Origin of the sequence: Roseovarius ramblicola (assembly GCF_042430665.1) — a bacterium.
Taxonomy (GTDB): Bacteria; Pseudomonadota; Alphaproteobacteria; order Rhodobacterales; family Rhodobacteraceae; genus Roseovarius; species Roseovarius ramblicola.
The window spans coordinates 206,515-227,228 of sequence record NZ_JBHMEC010000017.1; the positions used below are offsets into that span (position 1 = coordinate 206,515).

20 protein-coding genes, 1 tRNA gene and 1 pseudogene are annotated in these 20,714 nt (G+C 65.4%); 16 read left to right on the forward strand and 6 right to left on the reverse strand.

Annotation, left to right across the window (positions count from 1 at the left end):
• Positions 1-8: 8 nt before the first annotated feature.
• The 10 genes and pseudogenes from ACFFU4_RS11630 to ACFFU4_RS11675 form a co-directional block, all read left to right on the forward strand.
• Positions 9-488, forward strand: a complete 480-nt coding sequence (locus ACFFU4_RS11630; protein WP_377069938.1) for a (2Fe-2S)-binding protein — start codon at positions 9-11, stop codon at positions 486-488.
• The gene (locus tag ACFFU4_RS11635; protein ID WP_377069939.1) at positions 481-2,028 is read left to right on the forward strand and encodes an AMP-binding protein; all 1,548 of its coding nucleotides are present in this window, start codon (positions 481-483) and stop codon (positions 2,026-2,028) included. Before ACFFU4_RS11630 ends, ACFFU4_RS11635 begins: the two co-directional genes overlap by 8 nt.
• A 19-nt stretch (positions 2,029-2,047) precedes the next feature.
• Positions 2,048-2,848, forward strand: a complete 801-nt coding sequence (locus ACFFU4_RS11640) for an enoyl-CoA hydratase/isomerase family protein (protein ID WP_377069940.1) — start codon at positions 2,048-2,050, stop codon at positions 2,846-2,848.
• Between the two features lie 29 nt (positions 2,849-2,877).
• Entirely contained in the window at positions 2,878-4,050 is a 1,173-nt protein-coding gene (locus ACFFU4_RS11645; protein WP_377069941.1) for an ABC transporter substrate-binding protein, read from the forward strand.
• Positions 4,051-4,076: 26 nt separating this feature from the next.
• The gene (locus ACFFU4_RS11650) at positions 4,077-4,961 is read left to right on the forward strand and encodes a branched-chain amino acid ABC transporter permease (protein ID WP_377069942.1); all 885 of its coding nucleotides are present in this window, start codon (positions 4,077-4,079) and stop codon (positions 4,959-4,961) included.
• On the forward strand, positions 4,954-5,982 hold the full coding sequence (locus tag ACFFU4_RS11655; RefSeq protein ID WP_377069943.1) for a branched-chain amino acid ABC transporter permease: 1,029 nt from the start codon (positions 4,954-4,956) through the stop codon (positions 5,980-5,982). Before ACFFU4_RS11650 ends, ACFFU4_RS11655 begins: the two co-directional genes overlap by 8 nt.
• Complete coding sequence (locus ACFFU4_RS11660) at positions 5,979-6,719, forward strand: ABC transporter ATP-binding protein (protein ID WP_377069944.1); 741 nt, start codon at positions 5,979-5,981, stop codon at positions 6,717-6,719. Before ACFFU4_RS11655 ends, ACFFU4_RS11660 begins: the two co-directional genes overlap by 4 nt.
• A 3-nt stretch (positions 6,720-6,722) precedes the next feature.
• The gene (locus ACFFU4_RS11665) at positions 6,723-7,421 is read left to right on the forward strand and encodes an ABC transporter ATP-binding protein (protein WP_377069945.1); all 699 of its coding nucleotides are present in this window, start codon (positions 6,723-6,725) and stop codon (positions 7,419-7,421) included.
• A gap of 71 nt (positions 7,422-7,492) precedes the next feature.
• Complete coding sequence (locus ACFFU4_RS11670; protein ID WP_377070334.1) at positions 7,493-8,209, forward strand: alpha/beta fold hydrolase; 717 nt, start codon at positions 7,493-7,495, stop codon at positions 8,207-8,209.
• 44 nt (positions 8,210-8,253) lie between these two features.
• Positions 8,254-8,481, forward strand: a pseudogene (locus ACFFU4_RS11675) (integrase core domain-containing protein); the annotation flags it as partial.
• A gap of 136 nt (positions 8,482-8,617) precedes the next feature.
• On the opposite strand, the gene ACFFU4_RS11680 reads toward ACFFU4_RS11675, so the two are convergent.
• The 4 genes from ACFFU4_RS11680 to ACFFU4_RS11695 all read right to left on the reverse strand — a co-directional run bounded on the left by ACFFU4_RS11680 (position 8,618) and on the right by ACFFU4_RS11695 (position 12,329).
• Positions 8,618-8,694 (reverse strand) — tRNA-Arg (locus ACFFU4_RS11680).
• Between the two features lie 56 nt (positions 8,695-8,750).
• A complete protein-coding gene (locus ACFFU4_RS11685) occupies positions 8,751-10,142 on the reverse strand; it encodes a sensor histidine kinase (RefSeq protein WP_377069946.1) in 1,392 nt (463 codons plus the stop codon).
• A gap of 22 nt (positions 10,143-10,164) precedes the next feature.
• The gene (locus tag ACFFU4_RS11690; protein WP_377069947.1) at positions 10,165-11,583 is read right to left on the reverse strand and encodes a dihydrolipoyl dehydrogenase family protein; all 1,419 of its coding nucleotides are present in this window, start codon (positions 11,581-11,583) and stop codon (positions 10,165-10,167) included.
• 2 nt (positions 11,584-11,585) lie between these two features.
• Positions 11,586-12,329 (reverse strand): TVP38/TMEM64 family protein, encoded by a 744-nt coding sequence (locus ACFFU4_RS11695; RefSeq protein ID WP_377069948.1) that lies wholly within the window; start codon positions 12,327-12,329, stop codon positions 11,586-11,588.
• Between the two features lie 268 nt (positions 12,330-12,597).
• Here ACFFU4_RS11695 and rpmH point away from each other — a divergent pair, with 268 nt between their 5' ends.
• The 3 genes from rpmH to yidD are packed head-to-tail and all read left to right on the forward strand — an operon-like array spanning position 12,598 to position 13,446.
• The gene (rpmH, locus tag ACFFU4_RS11700) at positions 12,598-12,732 is read left to right on the forward strand and encodes a 50S ribosomal protein L34 (protein ID WP_104020418.1); all 135 of its coding nucleotides are present in this window, start codon (positions 12,598-12,600) and stop codon (positions 12,730-12,732) included.
• 16 nt (positions 12,733-12,748) lie between these two features.
• A complete protein-coding gene (gene rnpA, locus ACFFU4_RS11705; RefSeq protein WP_377069949.1) occupies positions 12,749-13,165 on the forward strand; it encodes a ribonuclease P protein component in 417 nt (138 codons plus the stop codon).
• The gene (gene yidD, locus ACFFU4_RS11710) at positions 13,162-13,446 is read left to right on the forward strand and encodes a membrane protein insertion efficiency factor YidD (protein ID WP_377069950.1); all 285 of its coding nucleotides are present in this window, start codon (positions 13,162-13,164) and stop codon (positions 13,444-13,446) included. Before rnpA ends, yidD begins: the two co-directional genes overlap by 4 nt.
• Positions 13,447-13,512: 66 nt before the next feature.
• On the opposite strand, the gene speB is transcribed toward yidD, so the two are convergent.
• Entirely contained in the window at positions 13,513-14,484 is a 972-nt protein-coding gene (gene speB / locus ACFFU4_RS11715) for an agmatinase (protein WP_377069951.1), read from the reverse strand.
• Between the two features lie 142 nt (positions 14,485-14,626).
• Here speB and guaB point away from each other — a divergent pair, with 142 nt between their 5' ends.
• The 3 genes from guaB (at position 14,627) to ACFFU4_RS11730 (ending at position 20,094) form a co-directional block, all read left to right on the forward strand.
• The gene (guaB, locus tag ACFFU4_RS11720) at positions 14,627-16,075 is read left to right on the forward strand and encodes an IMP dehydrogenase (protein WP_377069952.1); all 1,449 of its coding nucleotides are present in this window, start codon (positions 14,627-14,629) and stop codon (positions 16,073-16,075) included.
• A 359-nt stretch (positions 16,076-16,434) separates the two neighbouring features.
• The gene (locus tag ACFFU4_RS11725; RefSeq protein WP_377069953.1) at positions 16,435-17,598 is read left to right on the forward strand and encodes an RsmB/NOP family class I SAM-dependent RNA methyltransferase; all 1,164 of its coding nucleotides are present in this window, start codon (positions 16,435-16,437) and stop codon (positions 17,596-17,598) included.
• 108 nt (positions 17,599-17,706) lie between these two features.
• Complete coding sequence (locus ACFFU4_RS11730) at positions 17,707-20,094, forward strand: ATP-binding protein (protein ID WP_377069954.1); 2,388 nt, start codon at positions 17,707-17,709, stop codon at positions 20,092-20,094.
• Here ACFFU4_RS11730 and ACFFU4_RS11735 read toward each other — a convergent pair.
• Positions 20,055-20,696: a gamma-glutamyl kinase gene (locus ACFFU4_RS11735; RefSeq protein WP_377069955.1), complete on the reverse strand. Its 642-nt coding sequence runs from the start codon at positions 20,694-20,696 to the stop codon at positions 20,055-20,057. The two genes, ACFFU4_RS11730 and ACFFU4_RS11735, sit on opposite strands and share 40 nt — an antisense overlap.
• Positions 20,697-20,714 lie beyond the last annotated feature (18 nt).

Sequence of the window (20,714 nt, forward strand, 5' to 3'; positions counted from 1 at the left end):
AAACTCACATGGTTCGCTTCCGTCTCAATGGCGAGCCGGTCGACGGAGCGACCGAGCCGCGCATGCTGTTGAGCGATTTCCTGCGACATGTTCTGGCCCGGACCGGCACGCATGTGGGCTGTGAACATGGCGTCTGCGGGGCCTGCACGATCCGGATCGACGGCATGATGGCGCGCGCCTGCATGACGCTCGCGGTGCAGGTGGACGGCGCAGAGATCACCACGGTCGAAGGGCTGGCACCCGCGCCGGGGCGGCTCTCGGTCCTTCAAGCCGCGTTTCGCAGACATCACGCGTTGCAATGCGGGTTCTGCACGGCGGGGATTCTGATGTCGCTCGACACGCTGTTGCAGGCCGAGCCCGAGGCGGACGCGGGGCGCATCCGCGATGTGCTTTCGGGGCATCTGTGCCGGTGCACCGGGTATCGCCCGATACTCGACGCCGCTGTCGAGGCGGCACGAGCCCTCAGGAAGGAGACGCAGAATGCTTGATCTTGGACGATCGCTGCTTGCCGCGGTGTCGCGCGCGCCGGATGCGCTGTCGCTGGTGGAGGGCGACACACGGCTGAGCTACGCGCAGCTTTATCGGCGCGCATCGGCGCTGGTGGCCGGTCTGGAAGACGCCGGGGTGCGGCACGGGGACCGGATTCTTACCGCGCTTCAGAACAACCGTGCAGCGGTCTGGCTTCACTGGGCGTGTCAGCTTGCCGGTGTGACGGTCGTTCCGGTGAACTGGCGCGCATCGGCGGACGAGATCGACTTCTTTCTGGAGAACAGCGAGGCGAGCCTCGTGGTCTGCGACGCTGCGAGCCGCGACGCCGTTGCCGCTTCCAGACGGGCGATGAATGTGCCGCGCATGGCGTGCGGCTGCGATCTCGACGGTGCCGTATCCGTCGAGGAGGCCGCAGCGGCAAGCGCCCCGGACGCGCCTGCGATGGCCGGTCCGGAGGATTGGTCAATCATGCTTTATACCTCCGGGACCACCGCGAGGCCCAAGGGTGTGCCGCGCCGCCACCGGACAGAGCGCGCGGCGGCCGTCGCCCATGTGGCCCAGAACCTGATGCCGCGGGGCGATGTCACGCTCGGGGTCATGCCGCTCTATCACACGATGGGCGTGCGCTCGCTTCTCGCGATGCACCTGCTGGACGGGGCGTTCATCTGCCTGCCGCGCTTCGATGCCGCATGGGCGCTGCGCCTGATCGAGAAGGAACGCATCGGGTCGCTCTACCTCGTGCCGACGCTCTATCACGACCTTCTCGATCACCCGGATTTTCCGGGCACCGATCTGGGCCATGTCAGGCGTCTGGGATTCGCCGGTGCGTCGATGACCGACGGCCTGCTGAAGCGGGTCGGAGCGGCGTTCCGGCCGGACCTGTTGGTCAACCATTACGGGTCGTCGGAGGTCTACACCTTCTCGATCGACCAGAATGCCGCGGCCAAGCCCGGTTCGGCAGGCAAGGCGGGCCTGAACCAGGACCTGCGCATCGTCGAGATGGGAAGCGGCGACCCGGAGCGTGTCGTCGCGACGGGCGTGGAAGGAGAAATCATCGCCACGCTTGCGGGCGACGAGGCGTTCGAGGGCTATTGGCGACGCCCCGAGGCGGACGCCAAGTCGTTGATCGACGGTTGGTATTTCACCGGCGACAGCGGGCGTTTCGACGCCGATGGCGATCTGTTCGTCACCGGGCGCGTCGACGACATGATCATCACCGGAGGCGAGAACGTCTCACCGGTCGAGGTCGAAAGCTGCCTGTCGATGCACGAGGGCGTGGCCGAATGTGCCGTGGTCGGCCTGCCGGATGAGCGGTGGGGCAAGATTGTCACGGCCTTCGTCAAGCGTCGTGGCGATGTCACGGCGGAGGCGCTCGACCAATTCTGCCGCGCCTCGGATCTCGCCGGTTTCAAACGCCCGCGGCGGTTCGTTTTCGTCGCCGAACTCCCGAAATCCCCCGTGGGCAAGCTGCTCAGGCGGCATCTCATCTCTGGCGACTATGCGCCAGAGCAATCCAGTTCGCAGCAGGCCGCCCGGTAAGGGGCGAAAAGGAGACGTAATGACCACTCCCACTTCTGATTCCCGGTTCGACACGTTCGACGGCTTCCGCGTCGAGACAGACCCTGCGTCGGAGCGCGGCGACATCATCCTCGACCGCCCGCCGATGAACGTTATCAACATGGGGCAGCGTGACCAGCTTCGCGCCGCCTTCGAGGCGCTCGACCGCGACGACCGCGTGCGGGTGATCGTGCTGCGCGCCGAGGGCGAGCATTTTTCCTCGGGCGGGTATATCAAGGGGTTTCTCCAGGCGTCGCCGGAGCATGTCAGCCACCTGGCCGATAACGTCGCGGCCCCCTGGCGGGCGTCGAAACCGGTGATCGCCGCGAACCAGGGCTATACCTTCGGGGTGGGGTTCGAGATTTCGCTCGCCTGCGATTTCCGCATCGCCACACAGTCCTGCCGTTACGCGCTTCCCGAACAGAAGTTGGGACAAATCCCCGGCTCGGGCGGGTCGGCTCGCCTGCAGGCGATCATCGGCATCGCGCGCACCAAGGATGTTGTCATGCGTTCGCGCCGGATCACCGGGCAGCAAGCCTATGACTGGGGAATTGCCACCGAGGTCGTCGACGACAGCGAACTTGCCGCGGCCACCGCACACCTGGTGGACGAGTTGCGCGGCTTCTCGCCGCTGGCGCAGCGCACCGCGAAAAAACTGATCAATGACAGCGAGAATGCAACGGTGGCCATTGGCATCGAGCTCGAAGGCCACGCCTATAGCCGACTTCGGCAGTCGGACGATTTCGCCGAAGGCGTGAACGCCTTCCACGAAAAGCGCAGGCCGGAATTCTCCGGGCGCTGAGTGACATCTTGAAAAGGGAGGAAAACATGATGTCTGTGAAGAAACTGTTTGCCGGAGTCGCCGTCGCGGCGCTGGCCGGAACTGCGGCACTGGCACAGGAGGGAGCGATCCGGATCGGTGTGGTCACGCCGATCTCGGGTACCTATGCCGGTATCGGCCAGCAGGTCAGCTGGGGCCTCGATATGGCTGCGGAGGAGATCAATGCCGCCGGTGGCATCAACGGGCGGCAGATCGAGTTGGCCTACGAGGACAGCGAGGCCAACCCGGCGGTCGCCGTGCAGAAGGCCGAGAAACTCATGACCGCGTCGGATGTGGATTTCCTGACTGGCACGGTCAATTCCGGGGCCACGCTGGCCGTCGGGCAGGTTGCCGAACGAGCGGGCAAGCTGATCGCGACCACCGTTTCGTTTTCGGATGCCATCACCGGGTCGGGGTGTTCGCCCAATGTGTTCCGGGTCAATGCCCGCGCCGGGCAGCAATCCGCCGCCCTCGCCGTCTGGCTGAAGCGAGAGCGGCCGGGCGCCAAGGTCTTTTATCTCGGCCCCGACTACGAGATGGGCCGGTCGACCGTCGCCGCTTTCCGCAAGAATGCCGAAGAGGTCGGGGCCGAAAGCACCGACGAGGTGTTCGCGCCGCTTGATGCCAAGGACTACAGCCAGTATTTCGGCGGCATCCGCGCCGCGCGGCCCGATGTTCTCTATACCTCGGTGGCGGGCAACGACACGGTTCGCCTGTTCACCCAGCTCAAGGATTTTGGCCTGCTGGACGGGCTAACCGTTCTTGGGGCCTCAGGCACGGTTACCAGCCAGAACATCGGTGCCATCGGCGATGCTGCCGAGGGGTTCATTACCGGTGTTGGATATTCCACCCAGATTGACACGCCTGAGAACAAGGCATTTGTAGAGGCGTTCAACGCACGCAACGGGGCCGATCCCGACCTTTACGGTGCTGACAGCTACGGGTTGCTCTTCGCCTACAAGAAAGCGGTCGAGGCCGCTGGATCCACGGATACCGATGCCGTGCGCACAGCGCTCGAAGGTTTGAGCTGGGAGACGCCGCAGGGTGTTAAGTCGATTCGCGCAGGCGACCACCAAGCGATGCAGCCGGTTTATGTGGTGGAGGTCAAGGATGGCGCGTTCACCATCGCCGACCGTATCGCCGGTGAAGACGCCATCGGCGAGGATGTCTGTGACCGCTTCTGAGTGGTCATGGAGAACGGAGATCCCAAATGATCGAATTCATCCAATTCGTTCTGGCACCGCAGATGCTCAATGGTCTGGCGCTCGGGATCTCCGTGATCCTCGTGGCGCTGGGTCTTACGATCATCTTCGGCCTGCTCGACGTCATCAACATGAGCCACGGCGAATTCTATGCCATCGGGGCATTCGGTGCGCTGGCCCTGAGCGCGTTCGGCCTGAACTATTGGGTGCTGATCGCGCTGGTTCCGGTGCTTATGATCCCGCTGGGGGTCGTCACCGAACGCTATCTGGTGCGCCGCGTCTACGACGGGGCGGACCGGCACGTTTCAACATTGCTGCTGACCTATGGTCTGGCGCTCATCCTCGAGGACGTGCTCAAGATCATTTTCGGGCCAAACACCCATCGGCCCGAAAATCCGCTGCCCGGAGCGACCGAATTCTTAGGCGTGTTCATTCCCACCTATCGGCTGTTCCTGATCGCCATAGGGGCTGCGGTGATCCTTGCCGTTGCCTTCGTCGTCTATCGCACGCGACTTGGTGCTATGGTCCGCGCGGCGTCTTTCGACCGCCACATGGCCGCGAGCCTCGGCGTGCGAGTCAGTTGGGTCTATTCCGGGGCATTCGCCTTCGGCATCGCCCTTGCCGGCTTGGCCGGGGTGCTGCTGGCCCCTGTCTATTCCGTGTTTCCGACAATGGGGCGCGACTTTATCCTGATCGCCTTTACCGTGGTGATCGTCGGTGGCATGGGATCGATCTGGGGCGCGGTGATCGCCGGCGTGGTGCTGACACAAGTGCAGGCGGTTTCCAGCCTCATCGTGTCCCCCGTCTGGTCCGAGCCGATCGTCTTCGGTGTCATGGTCGCGGTGTTGATGCTGCGGCCGCAGGGGCTCTTCGGGAGGATCGGACATGCTTGACCGTCTCGACATATCCATGCGCGCGAACCACGTCTTCTCGGGCATTCTGGCGCTCGCGGCGCTGATCTTTGGCGTGCTGGCGGCGGCATCGGGGGACGTGTTCTACCTGCGGCTGGCGACCGAGGCGCTGATTCTGGCGGGGCTGGCCCTGTCGGTCGATATCCTTCTGGGGTTCGGCGGGCTTCTGTCGCTGGGGCAGGCGCTCTATTTCGGGGTGGGGGCCTATACCGCAGCACTCGTGCTGCGCGATGTGCCGTCCTTCTGGCTTGCCCTTGGTAGCGCAGCCGGGGTGAGCCTGATTGCCGGGATCGTGGGCGGGCTGATCGCCAACCGCGTGCGTGGCGTCTATTTCGCGCTCATCACCTTCGGCATGGCGCAGGTCGTGGCAAAGGTCGTTTACAACACCCGCGAGCTTGGCGCTTCGGATGGGCTGATCGGAATTCCGATCCTGGAAATTCCGCTGGGCTTTGTCACATTGTCGGCCGACAATGCACTCGGATTTTTCCTGCTGACGCTTAGCATCATCGCCATCCTCTATTCGGTTGCCGCCTACATGCTCACCACGTCGTTCGGGAGGGTGATCATCGCGCTCAAGGCAAACGAAAAGCGTGTGCCGTTTCTTGGCTACTCGACATGGTGGCCGCGCATGGTGGCCTATGTCCTTGCCGCGATCATCGCTGGGGTCAGCGGCGCCCTCTACCCGATGCTACGGGGTTTCGTCTCGCCGGAGCTGATGTTTTTCTCCATGTCTGGCAATGCGCTGATCATGGTGATCGTCGGCGGTGCTGGGACCTTGGCGGGCGCGCTCTACGGCGCGGTAATGCTGACCATGCTGAAATCCGTGATGGGCAGCATGACCGAACATCATCTAATCGCGATAGGGCTGATCTTCATAGGGGCCATCCTGTTCATTCCTAAGGGCATTGTCGGTCTGTTCAAGCCGCTTGTCGAGCGCACGCTTACGCCGCGAACCGGCGCAAAGAGCGCAGAAGACGACGCCCCCTTCAGGAGCATGCTATGACTGATATTCTGCAAACCGAAGGCCTCGGCATTTCCTTTGGAGGACTGAAAGCTGTATCGAACGTGGACCTTGCTGCAAAGGCAAACAGTATCACGACCGTGATCGGCCCGAACGGCGCGGGAAAGACGACGCTCTTCAACCTGATTTCGGGGGCGTTGAAACCGGGGTATGGCCGGGTCGTGGTGGATGGGAGGGACGTGACCGGCCGATCTCCCGCCGAATTGCAGCACGTCGGGCTGGCTCGCTCATTCCAGATCACCAACCTCTTTTTCGAAATGACGGTGCGCGAAAACCTGCGCCTTGCGGCACAGCGGTTGGAACCCGTGCGCCACATGCTTTGGCCGCCACGAAGGACGGACCGCGCGGCGCGAAAGGTGGCAGAGTTGATCGACCGGTTCGACTTGGCGGCCAAGGCCGATGAACAGGTGGGCACGCTCAGCCACGGTGAACAAAGACGGCTTGAAATCGCCATGTGTCTGGCCTCCGAGCCGCGCGTCCTGATGCTCGACGAACCGACACAGGGGATGAGCCATTCAGACACCAAGGACACCGCGCGGATGATCCGCGACCTGGCAACGGATGTCTCCATACTGCTGATCGAGCACGATATCGGGGTCGTCATGGAGATATCCGATCACGTCGTGGTGATGCACCAGGGCCAGAAACTTGCCGAGGGCTCACCCTCTCAGGTGCGCGCCGATCCGGCGGTGCAGGCCGCGTATTTTGGGCAGGGATAAACCATGCTGGAAATTGAAGACGTCCATAGCCATTACGGCTTGAGCCATGTCATTCAGGGTATTAGCCTGTCGGTCCGGCCCGGAGAGGTCATGGGCGTGTTCGGCCGCAACGGTGTCGGCAAGACCACGTTGCTCAAGACCGTCGCGGGCTGGCTTGCGCCGTCATCCGGCGCGATCCGGCTCAATGGCTGCGAGATCGGCGGGCAGGAGCCCGATGCGATCAACCGTGCGGGCGTTGCCTTCGTGCCCGAGGACCGGCGAATATTTCCCGGCCTCAGCGTGCAGGAAAACCTCGAACTGGGCATGTTAGGTCTGCGTGGAGCAAAACCGCGCGATCCTCTTGGCCCGGTTCTCGAACGCTTTCCGCGGCTGGCCGAGCGCGCACGGCAATCCGCAACCACGCTTTCGGGCGGCGAGCAGCAGATGCTTGCGATGGCACGGATCATGGTTGCAGACCCGGATGTCGTGCTGATCGACGAGCCGTCCGAGGGTCTCGCCCCGATGATCGTGGCGGAAATCTTCGCAATCATCAGGCAGATGCGCGACGACGGCAAAGCCGTTCTCCTGGTCGAGCAGAACATCCATGAGGCCGTATCCGTGTGCGACCGTTTTGTCGCCATCGAACGGGGCCGGATCGTGCTTGACGGCGACCCCGAGGATGCGGAGGACCGCAACTCGCTGATAGGCCAGCTATCTGTATGAGCGATTTGCTCCAAACCGAAGCAGGCGCTGTCGATTGCGTCGAGCTAGGCGAGCCAAGCGGGCCGGCCATCATGTTTCTTCACCACGGGTTCGGCACGCGGCTATCGCTTGTGGACCTCGCCGAAAGGCTCGAGCGGCATCTGCCTGCGCACCGGCTTGTTCTATACTCGCGGCCCGGTTGCGGAAGATCGCCACCGATGTCCCCTGCGAAGCCCATTGATTACCTCTCGCGCGAGGCGACGATCGTGCTGCCCGCAGTCATGGATGCGCTCGGACTCGGCTCTGCCGATCTGATCGGTCACAGCGATGGCGGCAGCATTGCCCTAATCGCAGCCGCAATGCACCCGGATCGCGCCCGCTCGATTACTGCCCTCGCGCCGCATGTCATCGTCGAGGCGCGCACGCGCGAGGGCATTCGCGCCTTGCCCCAACCTGGATCCAACAATGACTTCGAGCGGATGCTGGCACAGCGACACGATAATATAGACGTTGCCTACAATGCCTGGCGCGCACTGTGGCTTTCCCAAGCCATGGCGGAGTGGGATATCACCCCTCTCCTACCTAGCATTTCCTGCCCGGTTCAGCTCGTGCAGGGTGACGCTGATGAGTATGGGACATTCCGACAGATCGACCTGATCTGGACAGGAGTTTCTTGGCCCTCTGTTTCGGCGCTCCGGATTGCGGACGCGGGTCACGAGATTCACAAATCTCATCCCGAGGCCGTGCTGGCCGCTTGTCTCGATATGATCTCCGCGGGCCGCCCAATCAATGTTGGACTTCGCGGATGACCGGTCTCATCAGACTATTCTTCGAACTCGCCTCTTGCTGAGACCGGGGAAACGCCCATGCCCGCGCCGTGATCCGGGCCTGGGTCGCTGACTTCAACGAAACACGCCCACATTCGGCGCTTGGCTATCAGACACCAAAGGCATTCACCGAATACCTCACCACCGCAACCGACACCCGCGCTGCGCCATCTGAAAGCTCCGCACGGATGTCGGTTGCTCCACATGCGCCAATCGGCGTATCAACCCAAAGGGCTCCGGTTCCGGCTGGATGAACGTTCAGTGGCAGGTCACATGCAGAAAACGGCATGAACCCTCAGGCAAGAGCGCTGAGGATGGTGGCAAGGATGGCGTAAACTAAACACCCAATCCGCCGTTCTTATAGTTTTTCAGGGGCAAATTATGGGGTTGTGGCGGACCGAGGAGGATTCGAACCCCCGACCCCTTGATTCGTAGTCAAGTGCTCTATCCAGCTGAGCTATCGGTCCGTCGAGGGCAGCGTGTAGACTTTGCCGTGTGCCGATGCAAGGGGCAGTTGGCGGAATCATGGCGCGGCGGCGAAATTTCCATTTGGCAGAGCGATGCGAAAGCAGGTGCCGCTCTCGTCGCTGCGTTCCAGCACCAGCGTGCCGCCGTGGCCGCGCACCAGTTCGGCGGCGATGGACAGGCCGAGTCCCGTGCCGCCGCTGCTCGCGCCGCCGCGGAACGGCTCGAACAGGTGCTCGCGCGCCTTGGGTGGCAGCCCGGGGCCGGTATCCTCGACGCGAATTATGCAAGTTTGCGCGTCGGTCTCGGCAGAAACGGTGATCCCGCCCGATTTGCCGGTGCGGATGATGGCCTGCCGCGCGTTGCGCAGCAGGTTGGTGAGAACGCGGTAAAGCTGTTCGGAATCAGCGGGCAGCACGACATCCGCAGGCACACGGTTTTCGTAGCCTATCGTATGCTCACCCGTGGCAAGACGTTCGCCCTCGATGGCCTCGGCCACCAGATCGGCGAGGTTGTGACGTGCGAGTTTCGGGCTGGGTTCCTCGGCCTTGCCATAGGCGAGGCTGGATTCGCACAGGTGCACGGCGCGGGTGAGCGAGTTGACGAGCTTCGGGGCCATACGCCGCACGCGCGGGTCCTCGCTCATCTCCAGCCGGTCGGTAAAGAGCTGGGCCGAGGTAAGGATGTTGCGCAGGTCGTGGCTGATCTTGGCGACGGCCCCGCCGAGCTGGGCGAGGTGTTCCTTCTGCTTGAGCGCGGCGGTAAGCTGGCGTTGCAGCGAATGCAGGCTTTCCTCGGCCTCGCGCAGTTCGGTGATGTCAGAGGAAGGGGCGATCACGAGGCGGGCATCCTCGGGATCTGCGGCATAGCTCTGCATGGCCCTGACAACGCGGCGGATGGGCCGCACGACGAAGCATTGCACCACCACGAAGAGAAGCCCCGCCGTAATCACCGAGATGACCAGCGACAGCCACAGGATGCGCACCCCGTAATCAACCATCGCCATGCGCAGGTCGGCGGTGTCGAGCGTGATCTCGATGAGCAACCCGCCCATGCGTACCGGTTCGCCGATCACGCGGATCACCTCCGGCTCGGCCCGTGCGAGACGTCGAAAGGCGTCCGAAATAAGGGTCACGGCAGAGGGGTCGCGCAGATCGAAGCTCTGCGACACCGGTGCCGGCACCGGTGAGGACAAGACCAGTTGCCGCGCCTCGTCGCGTCGCAGCACCACGTTGAAGACCTCGGCGTTGCGCAGCAGCTCTTCCTGAAGATCGGCGGAGACCTCGCCGCCGGTGAGCAGTCCCAGCGACGCGATCTGCGCGCGTTGCAGGCGGTCGAGCAGGAATTGCTCGCGGAACCGCGCCACCGACGGCACGAAGATCAGCACCTCGGCCAGCATCACGAAGATGGCAGTGAGGATCAGAAACCGGCCTGAAAGCGATCTGAGCACGTGTGCCCTCCCATGGGCCGGGTCAGGGCAGCCAGCGCTGCACGAACCGAACCACCCGTTTCACCATAGCGCTATCAAAAAGCCGCGGCGAAAAGTAGGCCCCGGCGGCGCGTTTGTTGATCTCACCCAGCGTGGGGTAGGGCGCGACCATGCCCGCCACGTGTTTCATCTTGAGCCTGTTGGCGATGACCAGCGCCCACAGATTGATGAGCTCGCCCGCCTGTGCGCCTGCGATCGACACGCCGACGGGCCGCCCGCGCACCACCATCACCTTGATGAGACCGTCGGTCTTGCGCTCGGCGATGGCGCGGTCGTTGTGATTGTAGGGAAAGCGGATCACCTCGAGATTGCCGCCATGCGTCTCGCGCGCCACCGCCTCGGTCATGCCGATATGGGCCAGTTCGGGATCGGTGTAGGTGGCCCACGGCATATGGTCAGTGCGATTCTTCGCGGGCAGACCGAGGAGCGCCTGACGGATGATCAGCCCCGCCTGGTAGCCCGCGACATGGGTGAATTGCAGCCCGCCCGCCACGTCGCCGATGGCGTGGACGCGGCGGTTGGTGGTGCGCATGGACGCATCCACCCTGATGCCATGCGTGGTGGTTTCGACGCCTGCGGCCTGAAGGTTGAGCCGGTCGGTATTGGCGCGGCGGCCCACGGCCATGAGCAGGTGCGAGCCCTTGAACACGCGTCCGTCCTTGGCTTCGATTTCGATAGCCCCTGCCGTGCCGCGGATTTCAGAGGCCATTGCGCCTTCTTCGATGGCGATGCCCTCGACGTCGAAGCGGGCGCGTACCACCGCGACCATCTCGGGATCGTCCTGGCCCATCACCTTCGCGCCCTCGATCACGGTCACGTCACAGCCGAGACGGCGATGCGCCTGCGCCAGCTCCATGCCGATCGGGCCGCCGCCGATGATCAGAAGGTGAGCGGGTCGCTCGCGCAGCTCGAAGATGGTCTCGTTGGTCTCATACGGCACCCGGTCAAGCCCCGGAATCGGCGGCACCAGTGGCGAGGAGCCGGTTGCGATGACCGTGCGCCGCGCCGAGATGATGTGGGGGCCGGCCCGCACCTCCGATGGCGAGATGAACGCGCCATACTCGCGAATCACCCGTACGCCGAGGCCCTCGAACCGCTCCTGGCTGTCCACCGGTTCGATCTGTGCAATGACGCCCGCAACGTGATCCTTCGCGGCTGCATAATCCACGGCCGGGGTGACATCGGCGACGCCGTATTGTGCGGCATGGGCCTGAGCGTGGGCGGCCTTGCCGCTGGCGATGAGCGCCTTGGAGGGCACGCAGCCGAAATTGAGGCAGTCGCCGCCCATCCTGTGGCCTTCGAGCAGCACGACGCTTGCCCCCATCTGCGCGGCCCCGGCGGCGACCGAAAGCCCCCCCGAGCCGGCCCCGATGACCAGCAGATCCGGTGTCAGTTTGTGCATTCTCAAATATCCCTTTTTCCACGAATGACCTTGATCAGCATCGGCATCGCTGCGAGCGCCGCAAGCCCCAGGATCGGACCGATGATCTGTGGCTCCCACAACAGCGACAGGTCGGGCGTGTCGCCGCGGTCGAACACCTCGCCCAGTCCCACGCCGATCCAGGTAAAGACCATTGCGCCGGGGATGATCCCCAGCACCGTGGTCAGGATGAAGTTGCGGAACCGCACGCCCACCAGCGCGGGCAGCAGGTTGGCCACGAAGAACGGTACCGCGGGCACCAGCCGCATCAGGAACAGCACGCTGATCTCGTTGTCATGGAGGCGCTGCTTGAGCCGCTTCATGCGGCCTTCCGATGTCTCGATCCGCGTTGCGAGCGCCGCACCCAGCCCCCAGCGGGCGGCGAGAAAGATGGCGGCCGCACCCAGCGAGGCGGCGGCGACGTTGAGCGCCGTGCCAAGCACCAGCCCGAAGAGAAAGCCTCCGGTGACCGAGGCAACCGCCGCGCCGGGAAGCGAGAAGGAGACGATCACGAAATAGGTGGCGACAAACGCCGTCGCGAGCGTCGTGAAATGGCTGTCGCGAAAGGCCAGCAGCGTCTCGCGATGCTCGCGCAGCGTGTCGAAGGTGATGTGCTCACGCAGGGTGATGTAACCCACCACCGCCATCACGAGGATGACGGCAAGCGGCGCGTGGCGCAGGAGGTGCCGCGCCCGGGGCGTGGGCGAGGATGAAGGGCTCTGGTCCATGATGTCACTGTCTTGTTGGGTCTCGTTCCTAGATGCACGGTCCGATGCGCGCCTGCCAGTGCCCTCACGAGGGGGTGATCCCGGGTGATGCGCGCACCGGAATCTGTAATACGGCACCGGCGCGCCGATGTCTGTGCGAAAGCGGGGAAAAACGCGGGGCAGGGGTTTGACTTGGCGGGGGAGCGTCTTTATAGAGCGGGCTTCGAAACACATCCGGGCCCTGCGCGATTCCCGTCGCGCGGCACCCCGCAGAACCGGAGACGTCGCGATGAAACGCACCTTTCAACCCTCGAACCTCGTGCGCAAGCATCGTCACGGGTTTCGCGCGCGCATGGCCACCAAAGCCGGCCGCAAGATCCTCAATGCCCGCCGCGCCCGCGGTCGCAAGTCGCTGAGCGCCTGAGCGTCAGCCCTTCGACATGACCAAGGCACCGCCGGAGGCCCCTGACAGCAAGGCAGGGAACCCGCTTCCGGCGGTGTCTTCGTGCCCGCCGGTCACGCTTGAGGTGCTGCGCAAGCGTGCCGATTTCCTGGCCGCGGCGCGGGCCCGGCGGCAGGGCGCGAAGACCATGATGGTGCAGGGGCGTGACCGGCGCGATGGCGATCCGGGCATCCGGGTGGGGTTCACCTGCTCGAAGAAGGTGGGCAATGCCGTGGCCCGCAACCGCGCCAAGCGGCGGCTGCGCGCGGTGGCGCGCGAGATCGTCCCCGCCGGTGGGCAGCCCGGCTGGGATTACGTGCTGATCGGCCGTGCCGGTGAGACGGGAGAGCGCCCGTTTGACGATTTGCGCCATGACCTCGCCTTTGCGCTCGGTCGTCTGCGGGCGCGCGGATGAGCCCGCTGGCGCGCCTTCTCGCCCTGCCGATCCGGGGCTATCGGCTGATCCTGTCGCCCTGGCTCGGCTGGCACTGCCGCTATCAGCCGACATGCAGCCAATATGCGCTCGAGGCGCTGGAGCGGCATGGCGCTGCCCGCGGCGGGTGGCTGGCGCTGTGCCGCATCGCGCGGTGCAACCCATGGGGCGGGTGCGGCTATGACCCGGTGCCCGGAGGCCCCGACGCGGCCCATGACGAAACGGGACGCGGTGCCGGTGCCTCTCCCGACGAACCGGGCTGAGACGTGGGCCCCGCGGCGGTGACTGCGCGGAGCCGGGCGAGATCACACGCATTGTCCCACACCCCGCTATGCCATGTTGCCGTCACCCGCGCGGGCGTGAAAGATGAAGCCCAGCAGGTTCAGCAAGAGCTGCGCCGCCAGGATCGAGGTCACGTCCGCGGGATCGTAGGGCGGCGCCACCTCCACGAGATCGAGCCCCGCCACCTCGTGCCGTTGCACCGCCAGTTGCAGGATTTCCAGCACCTCGTAGTAGAGAAAGCCGCCGTGGCTGGGCGTGCCGGTTCCGGGCGCGATCGAGGGGCAGAAGGCGTCGATGTCGATGGTGATATAGAGCCGGGCCCCCTCGGGGATGCGCGCCACCACGGCCTCGGGGCCCAGTTGCCGTACCTGCCGCACCGACAGGATGTCCGAGCCCATGCGGCGGGCGTCCTCGTAGCCGTCGCGCGCGGTCGAGCTGACATTGCGGATGCCCAACTGGGTCAGCCCGGTGACATGGTCATGGTCGGCAGCGCGGCGCATCGGGTTGCCGTGGCCCGTGCGCACGCCATGGCGCTCGTCCACGAAATCGAGATGGGCGTCGATCTGAAGGACATGGATCGGCCCCTCGCCGTCGAAGGCGTTGACGCAGGGAATGGTCACCGAATGATCCCCGCCGATCACCACCGGCAGTGCCCCGGCACGCAGGATGGCGCGCACGCCGGCCTCTATATTTGCATGGCTCCGGGCGGTGTCGGTGTGGATGATGTCGGCGTCGCCGATATCGACGATCCGCACCTCGCCGGGCAGGTAGGTGACATCGTCCTCGTGATCATATGCCCCGGCATGCCCGAAGCTGAACAGCGTCGAGGCCTCGCGCACCCCCCGCGGCCCGAAGCGAGCACCCGAGCGGAACTGTGTGCCGGCGTCGAAGGGCGCACCGAGGATGGCGGCCTCGGCCTCGATCCGGTCCCAGTCGGTGACCAGCGGGCGCTTGCCGAATGTGGGCAGCCCCACGAAAGGCAGGTTCAGCCTGCCGCCGTCATAGCCGTGACCGGACATTGTGCATCTCCCTCGCGTCCTCGTGTTCCGGCAAACAGCGTGGACGCAACACCGGGTCTCCGCAAGGCGCGAATCGGCCTTTCACAGCCCCGCGATCCATGCGATAGGGAGCCGCCAAACGATACATTCACGGAGAGACGGAATGGAGATTCGCGAGGCACTCACCTTTGACGACGTCCTGCTGGTGCCCGCGGCATCCTCGGTGCTCCCGACCAACGCCGACACGCGGACCTGGGTCACCCGCGACATCGCCCTCAACATCCCGCTTCTGAGCTCGGCCATGGACACGGTGACCGAGGGGCGCATGGCCATCTCGATGGCGCAGATGGGCGGCATGGGGGTGATCCACCGCAACCTGACCGTCGAGGAACAGGCCCGCGAGGTGCGCCGCGTGAAGCGGTTCGAGAGCGGCATCGTCTACAACCCGATCACGCTCCGCCCCGAGCAGACGCTCGCCGATGCCAAGGCGCTTCAGGAGCGCTACAAGATCACCGGGTTTCCGGTGGTGGACGCCGAGGGGCGCGTGGTCGGAATCGTCACCAACCGCGACATGCGCTTTGCCGAGGACGAGAACACGCCGGTCAGCGTGATGATGACCTCCGACAATCTCGCCATCCTGCGCGAACCCGCCGACCGCGACGAGGCCCGCTCGCTGATGAAGGCGCGGCGCATCGAAAAGCTTCTCGTCACCGACCGCGAAGGCAAGCTCACCGGCCTGTTGACCCTGCGCGATTCCGAGCAGGCGGTGCTCAACCCGACGGCCTGCAAGGACCGGCTCGGGCGGCTGCGGGTGGCCGCGGCCTCGACTGTCGGCGATGCCGGGTTCGAGCGCACGCAGGCGTTGGTGGAGGCGGGCGTCGACATGGTGGTGATCGACACGGCGCATGGTCATTCCGAGAGCGTGGCGCTGGCCGTGACGCGCGCGAAATCGCTGTCGAACGAGGTGCAGATCGTGGCCGGAAATGTCGCCACCGGCGACGCCACCCGCGCGCTCATCGACGCGGGCGCCGACGCTGTCAAGGTCGGCATCGGTCCGGGCAGCATCTGCACCACGCGCGTGGTGGCGGGCGTCGGCATGCCGCAGCTTACCGCGATCATGGACAGCGCGGCGGCGGCCGGCGACGTGCCGGTGATCGCAGATGGCGGCATCAAGTTCTCGGGCGATTTCGCAAAGGCGATCGCCGCGGGGGCGTCCTGCGCGATGGTCGGCTCGATGCTCGCGGGCACCGATGAGAGCCCCGGCGAGGTGATTCTCTACCAGGGCCGCTCGTTCAAGGCGTATCGCGGTATGGGCAGCCTCGGCGCGATGGCGCGCGGCTCGGCCGACCGGTATTTCCAGAAGGACGCCGCCTCGGACAAGCTCGTGCCCGAAGGAATCGAGGGGCAGGTACCCTACAAGGGGCCTGCCGGCACGGTGCTGCACCAGCTTGTCGGCGGTCTGCGCGCGGCGATGGGGTATACCGGCTGCGCCACCGTGGACGAGATGCGCCACAAATGCGAGTTCGTGCGCATCTCCGGGGCGGGCCTCAAGGAAAGCCATGTGCATGACGTGCAGATCACGCGCGAGGCGCCGAACTACCGGGGCGGCTGAGGCTTTCTGTGGGTCTTGAGGCGGCGAGCGCGATCCCATAGGCGGCAACGACCGCGAGGGTGCCCGGCAGCGCCATGAGCATGCCAACATCGAGCCCGACAGGTGCCAGCCCGTCACCGCGATCCACCTAGCCACCATCGCAGCGAGACCGGTGCCGATGACCGGGGCCGCCCCAGCCCGCGTGACCGTGAGGGTGATAGCGATGAATCCGATGATCATCACATTCATCGCGAACCGTGATAACGGCTGGACAGCGCGCCGCAGGCTGTTGGCGCGGGCTTGCGCCGATGCCTGCCTGCGGTAGAAGATCGCGGCGATGCCTCGGAGGAAGCAATGACAGTCTGCAACAGGGAACAGCAGTGACCCCCGGCGCGCGGGTCGCGGCGGCGATCGGGGTGCTCGATGCCGTCCGCGAGGGGGCCCCGGCAGAGCGGACGCTGACCAATTGGGCGCGCGGCGCGCGCTATGCGGGCTCCACGGACCGGGCGGCGGTGCGCGATCACGTCTTCGCGGTGCTGCGGCGTTGGCGTTCGTGCGCCGCGCGGGGTGGTGGCAGCGGCGGACGGGCGCTGCTGATCGGTCTGCTTCGGGATCAGGGCATTGAACCCGAGATGCTTTTTACCGGGGCGGGGCATGCACCTCCGGCCCTTTCGGATGCCGAACGGGCAGCGGGGCGCGCGCCGGACGGAGCGGAAGCGCGCGACTTGCCCGACTGGCTCTGGCCGCGCTTTGAGGCGGCGCTAGGGGACGGGGCGGCGCGGGCGGCCGAGGTGTTGCGCCATCGCGCCCCGGTTACGCTCCGGGTCAACGCACGGCGGACGACGCGCGCCGCGGCTCGGGCGGCGCTGGCGCGCGAAGGCATCGCTTGCCATCCCCTCGAAAACTTCAAGATGGCCCTTCAGGTCACTGAAGGAGAACGGAAAATATCAGCCTCCGAACTCTACCGCGGCGGTGCGGTCGAGCTTCAGGATGCCAGCAGCCAGGCGGCGATGGAGGCGCTGGAGCTGCCGTCCGGGGCGCGCGTCCTCGACTATTGCGCGGGGGGCGGCGGCAAGACGCTGGCGCTTGCCGCCCGGCTCGACGGGACATGGTTCGCCCACGACGCCTCGGTGCGCCGCATGTCCGACCTTCCCGCCCGTGCGGTCCGGGCGGGGGTGGAGGTCCGCACCTGCAAGACCTCCGAGGTGCAAGCGCTCGGACCCTTCGATGCGGTGTTGTGCGATGTGCCGTGCTCGGGCAGCGGCACCTGGCGGCGCGGACCGCAGGCAAAATGGGCGTTGACGCCGGACGATCTTGCCGGGTTGCGCCGCGTTCAGGCGGATATCCTTGCGCGGGCCTCGGTGCTCGTGGCGCCCGGCGGCGAGCTTTTCTATTGTACGTGCTCAATATTAAAAGAAGAAAATGAATGCGTTATCGAGCAATTTTTATGCCGAAGCGACGAGTGGCGGGTGGGTGCATCCCGCCGCTGGCCGATAAGCGAGACCGGCGACGGCTTCTTTCTGGCACAGCTTAAAAAAGAATAGCATTATAAGATGCAACCTTGACGGGATTTTAATGCTGCCGTTAAGTCGACCTTAATCCTTGTGTCGCAGGATCGCGCTGACAAGGTAACCGAACGGAAGGCGCGGCGGGTGGCAGAGCTGACCACATCCGGGGAAACCTGGCAGCGTGCCGGGCAGCAGCTCGCGCCACGCGCTGGCCTGATCGGCGCGGCGGCGATGCTCTTCGTGTCGACCGGTCTGTTGGTGGGCGGCGGGCAGGCGCAGTGGCTTCTGACGCTGGTGGGTGCGGTCCTCTTCTGCGCCGCGCTGTGGCTTCGGGTGTCCCGGTTTCGCGCCGCGCGGGCGCGCTCGGCGCGTCTTGCTGCCGCCGCGACCCTCAGCGAGCACGATCCGCGGCCGCTCCTGCTGTCGGGGCCGAAGGGCAAGATCGCCTTTGCCAACCGCGCGGCACGGGACGAATACGCAGCCGAACAGGGCGGCACGCTGGTGACCCTCCTGCGCGAACAGCTTGCCGATCCCGGCCCGCTCCTCTTGCGGATGGAATCGCGCGCCGCCGCGACGGGCGCGGCGCGGGAGGATGTCGTGACGCGTGCGGGGCACATTTGTCTCTGTGTGCACCGGGCGGGCGAGTCGCTCTTTATGTGGCGAATCGAGAAATCCGCCGACCCGCCGCTGCGGGACCCTGCTGCGCATCCGCTGCCGATGATGACGGTGGGGCGAGGCGGAACCGTGCTCTACATGAACCCGGCGGTGCGCGACTTGATCGGCAGCCGGGTGCGTGCCTTGGGCGAGGTCTGCGGCAACCGGAGACCGCGACCCGGGACCTTTTGCACCGTGGATACACCGGGCGGGCCGCTCGATTGCCTTTATGTCGAGCGGTCCGGCATGGCCGGGCGGCGCGAGGTCTACCTCTTGCCCGGGGTCGAGGCCGGGCCGCGGACGCTGGATGGCTGGGCCTTCTTCGATCATTTGCCGGTTCCGCTGCTCAAGCTCGACACCGACGGTCGGGTTCGCCTGTCCAACGCTCCGGCGCGGGCGTTGCTCTACTGCGGGGAGAGCGGCGGGGCGCGACTCGGCGAGCTGCTCGAGGGACTCGGACGCCCGGTGACGGACTGGATCGCCGACGCGGCCGCCGGGCGCGGGACCGTCCGCCCAGAATTCCTGCGCGTGCGGCGGGCGGAGGGCGAGAGATTTGTCCAGGTGGCCCTCAACCGTGCCAGCGACGGCGACGAGACGGTGCTTATCGCGGTGATGACTGATGCGACAGAGTTCAAATCGCTTCAGGCGCAATTCGCTCAGAGTCAGAAAATGCAGGCGATCGGTCAGCTCGCGGGCGGGATCGCGCATGACTTCAACAATCTGCTCACCGCGATAACCGGCCATTGCGACCTGATACTGCTCCGCCATGACCCGGACGACCAGGACTATGCCGACCTGACCCAGATCAACCAGAACGCCAATCGTGCCGCCGCGCTGGTCAGCCAGCTTCTCGCCTATTCGCGCAAGCAGACGATGCATCCCCGCATCCTCGATCTGCGCGACACGCTGTCGGATCTCACCCACCTTCTGAACCGGCTCGTGGGCGAACGGATCACGCTTTCACTGAGCCACGAGCCGGGTCTTGAGGCGATCCGCGCCGACAAGCGCCAACTCGAGCAGGTGATCATGAATCTCGTCGTCAATGCCCGCGATGCCATGCCAGACGGCGGTGAAATCCGGATCGTTACGCGGAACCTCGCGCTTGACGAGCCGCTGCAGCGGGATCGTGCTGTGGTGGCACGCGGCCAGTATGTCTCGGTTGAGGTGACCGACGAGGGGACCGGAATCGCGCAAGACGAACTCGACAAGGTGTTCGAGCCGTTCTTTACCACCAAGCGTGTCGGCAAAGGCACCGGGCTTGGCCTTTCGACCGTCTACGGGATCGTCAAGCAGAGCGGGGGGTTCGTTTTCGCCGACAGTGCCGAGGGGAAGGGCACGACGTTCCGCCTGCTGTTTCCGGCCCATGCGCATCCCGAGGCCGCGCGACCGGAAGGCGGTACGGTCGCGCCCTGCGCGGTGCGCGGCGACGGGGTAATTCTGCTGGTCGAGGACGAGGTGCCGGTGCGAGCTTTCGCGAGCCGTGCGCTGCAATTGCGCGGCTACACCGTGATCGAGGCCGGATCGGCCGAGGAAGCGCTCGATATCCTCGGCGATGCCACGCTTGCGGTGGACGTCTTTGTCAGCGATGTGGTGATGCCCGGACTGGACGGGCCTGGCTGGGTGCAGCAGGCGCTGGCCGCCCGCCCGGACGTACCTGTGGTGTTCGTCTCGGGCTATGCCGAAGAGACCTTTGGCGATGTGCAGGCGAGCCTGCCGGCGTCGGTCTTCCTGCCCAAGCCGTTTTCCCTCGACGAGCTTGTGGAGACGGTGCACCGGTTGGCCCGGGATCGCCAACGCAGCGACGGTCACCCGGCGGATGTCGAATCGATTGCCCGCACTCAGGATACGGGTGGCGGGGATGGCGCGGGCACCTCGTAACGCCCGTCCGGTCCGATGCCGTCATGCAGCGCAAAATCCGCTGCGTACTTGCGGCGAAGCCGTGCCTCGATGTGTGCGGAGAGATCGAGCGAAAGCGGTGGTGAGCGATTGCAGGACGGAGGGCCTATGGAAACCCCGAGCCGCCGTTCGAGGAACCCGCGAAAGCCCGCCTGGTCCTCGTAGCTGAACAAGTGCGTCACCCGCGTCCCGTTGCGCTGGGGTTCGAGGAACTTCGCCTGGCTGCCGACGCGGGCGAAGGGCGGCTGATCTCCACGGCAATAGGCGCTGACGAACTCGTCGAAGCTTACCTCCGCAGTGCTGTTGGCGTGCCCCGCGAGCGCGTCGCGGCGCCGGTAGCGATACCAGCTTCCCAACCAGTCGACCGGCTCGCGCATCACGGCGACCACGTCCGGCCCCTCGCCGATGAATCGCTCGATCATCGGCCTGAAGAACCGGTTGTAGCGAAAGACCGGCGCGTGCTTGAGCTCGGGCGGCGCGCCGATCACCATCGCGGCATGAGGCGCGAGCGCCGCCTCGTAGGCGGTGCTGCCGGTCTTGGGCACCGAGAGAAGGACAAGGTTCTGTCGAGAAAAAACGAGCAAATCCGGTGCGCCCCGATC

Excerpts from the sequence above, each read along its gene's own strand:
- ACFFU4_RS11630 (WP_377069938.1), top strand. The coding sequence starts at position 9 with ATGGTTCGCTTCCGTCTCAATGGCGAGCCGGTCGACGGAGCGACCGAG.
- ACFFU4_RS11635 (WP_377069939.1), top strand. The coding sequence starts at position 481 with ATGCTTGATCTTGGACGATCGCTGCTTGCCGCGGTGTCGCGCGCGCCG.
- ACFFU4_RS11640 (WP_377069940.1), top strand. The coding sequence starts at position 2,048 with ATGACCACTCCCACTTCTGATTCCCGGTTCGACACGTTCGACGGCTTC.
- ACFFU4_RS11645 (WP_377069941.1), top strand. The coding sequence starts at position 2,878 with ATGTCTGTGAAGAAACTGTTTGCCGGAGTCGCCGTCGCGGCGCTGGCC.
- ACFFU4_RS11650 (WP_377069942.1), top strand. The coding sequence starts at position 4,077 with ATGATCGAATTCATCCAATTCGTTCTGGCACCGCAGATGCTCAATGGT.
- ACFFU4_RS11655 (WP_377069943.1), top strand. The coding sequence starts at position 4,954 with ATGCTTGACCGTCTCGACATATCCATGCGCGCGAACCACGTCTTCTCG.
- ACFFU4_RS11660 (WP_377069944.1), top strand. The coding sequence starts at position 5,979 with ATGACTGATATTCTGCAAACCGAAGGCCTCGGCATTTCCTTTGGAGGA.
- ACFFU4_RS11665 (WP_377069945.1), top strand. The coding sequence starts at position 6,723 with ATGCTGGAAATTGAAGACGTCCATAGCCATTACGGCTTGAGCCATGTC.
- ACFFU4_RS11670 (WP_377070334.1), top strand. The coding sequence starts at position 7,493 with ATGTTTCTTCACCACGGGTTCGGCACGCGGCTATCGCTTGTGGACCTC.
- ACFFU4_RS11690 (WP_377069947.1), bottom strand. The coding sequence starts at position 11,583 with ATGCACAAACTGACACCGGATCTGCTGGTCATCGGGGCCGGCTCGGGG.
- ACFFU4_RS11695 (WP_377069948.1), bottom strand. The coding sequence starts at position 12,329 with ATGGACCAGAGCCCTTCATCCTCGCCCACGCCCCGGGCGCGGCACCTC.
- rpmH (WP_104020418.1), top strand. The coding sequence starts at position 12,598 with ATGAAACGCACCTTTCAACCCTCGAACCTCGTGCGCAAGCATCGTCAC.
- rnpA (WP_377069949.1), top strand. The coding sequence starts at position 12,749 with ATGACCAAGGCACCGCCGGAGGCCCCTGACAGCAAGGCAGGGAACCCG.
- yidD (WP_377069950.1), top strand. The coding sequence starts at position 13,162 with ATGAGCCCGCTGGCGCGCCTTCTCGCCCTGCCGATCCGGGGCTATCGG.
- speB (WP_377069951.1), bottom strand. The coding sequence starts at position 14,484 with ATGTCCGGTCACGGCTATGACGGCGGCAGGCTGAACCTGCCTTTCGTG.
- guaB (WP_377069952.1), top strand. The coding sequence starts at position 14,627 with ATGGAGATTCGCGAGGCACTCACCTTTGACGACGTCCTGCTGGTGCCC.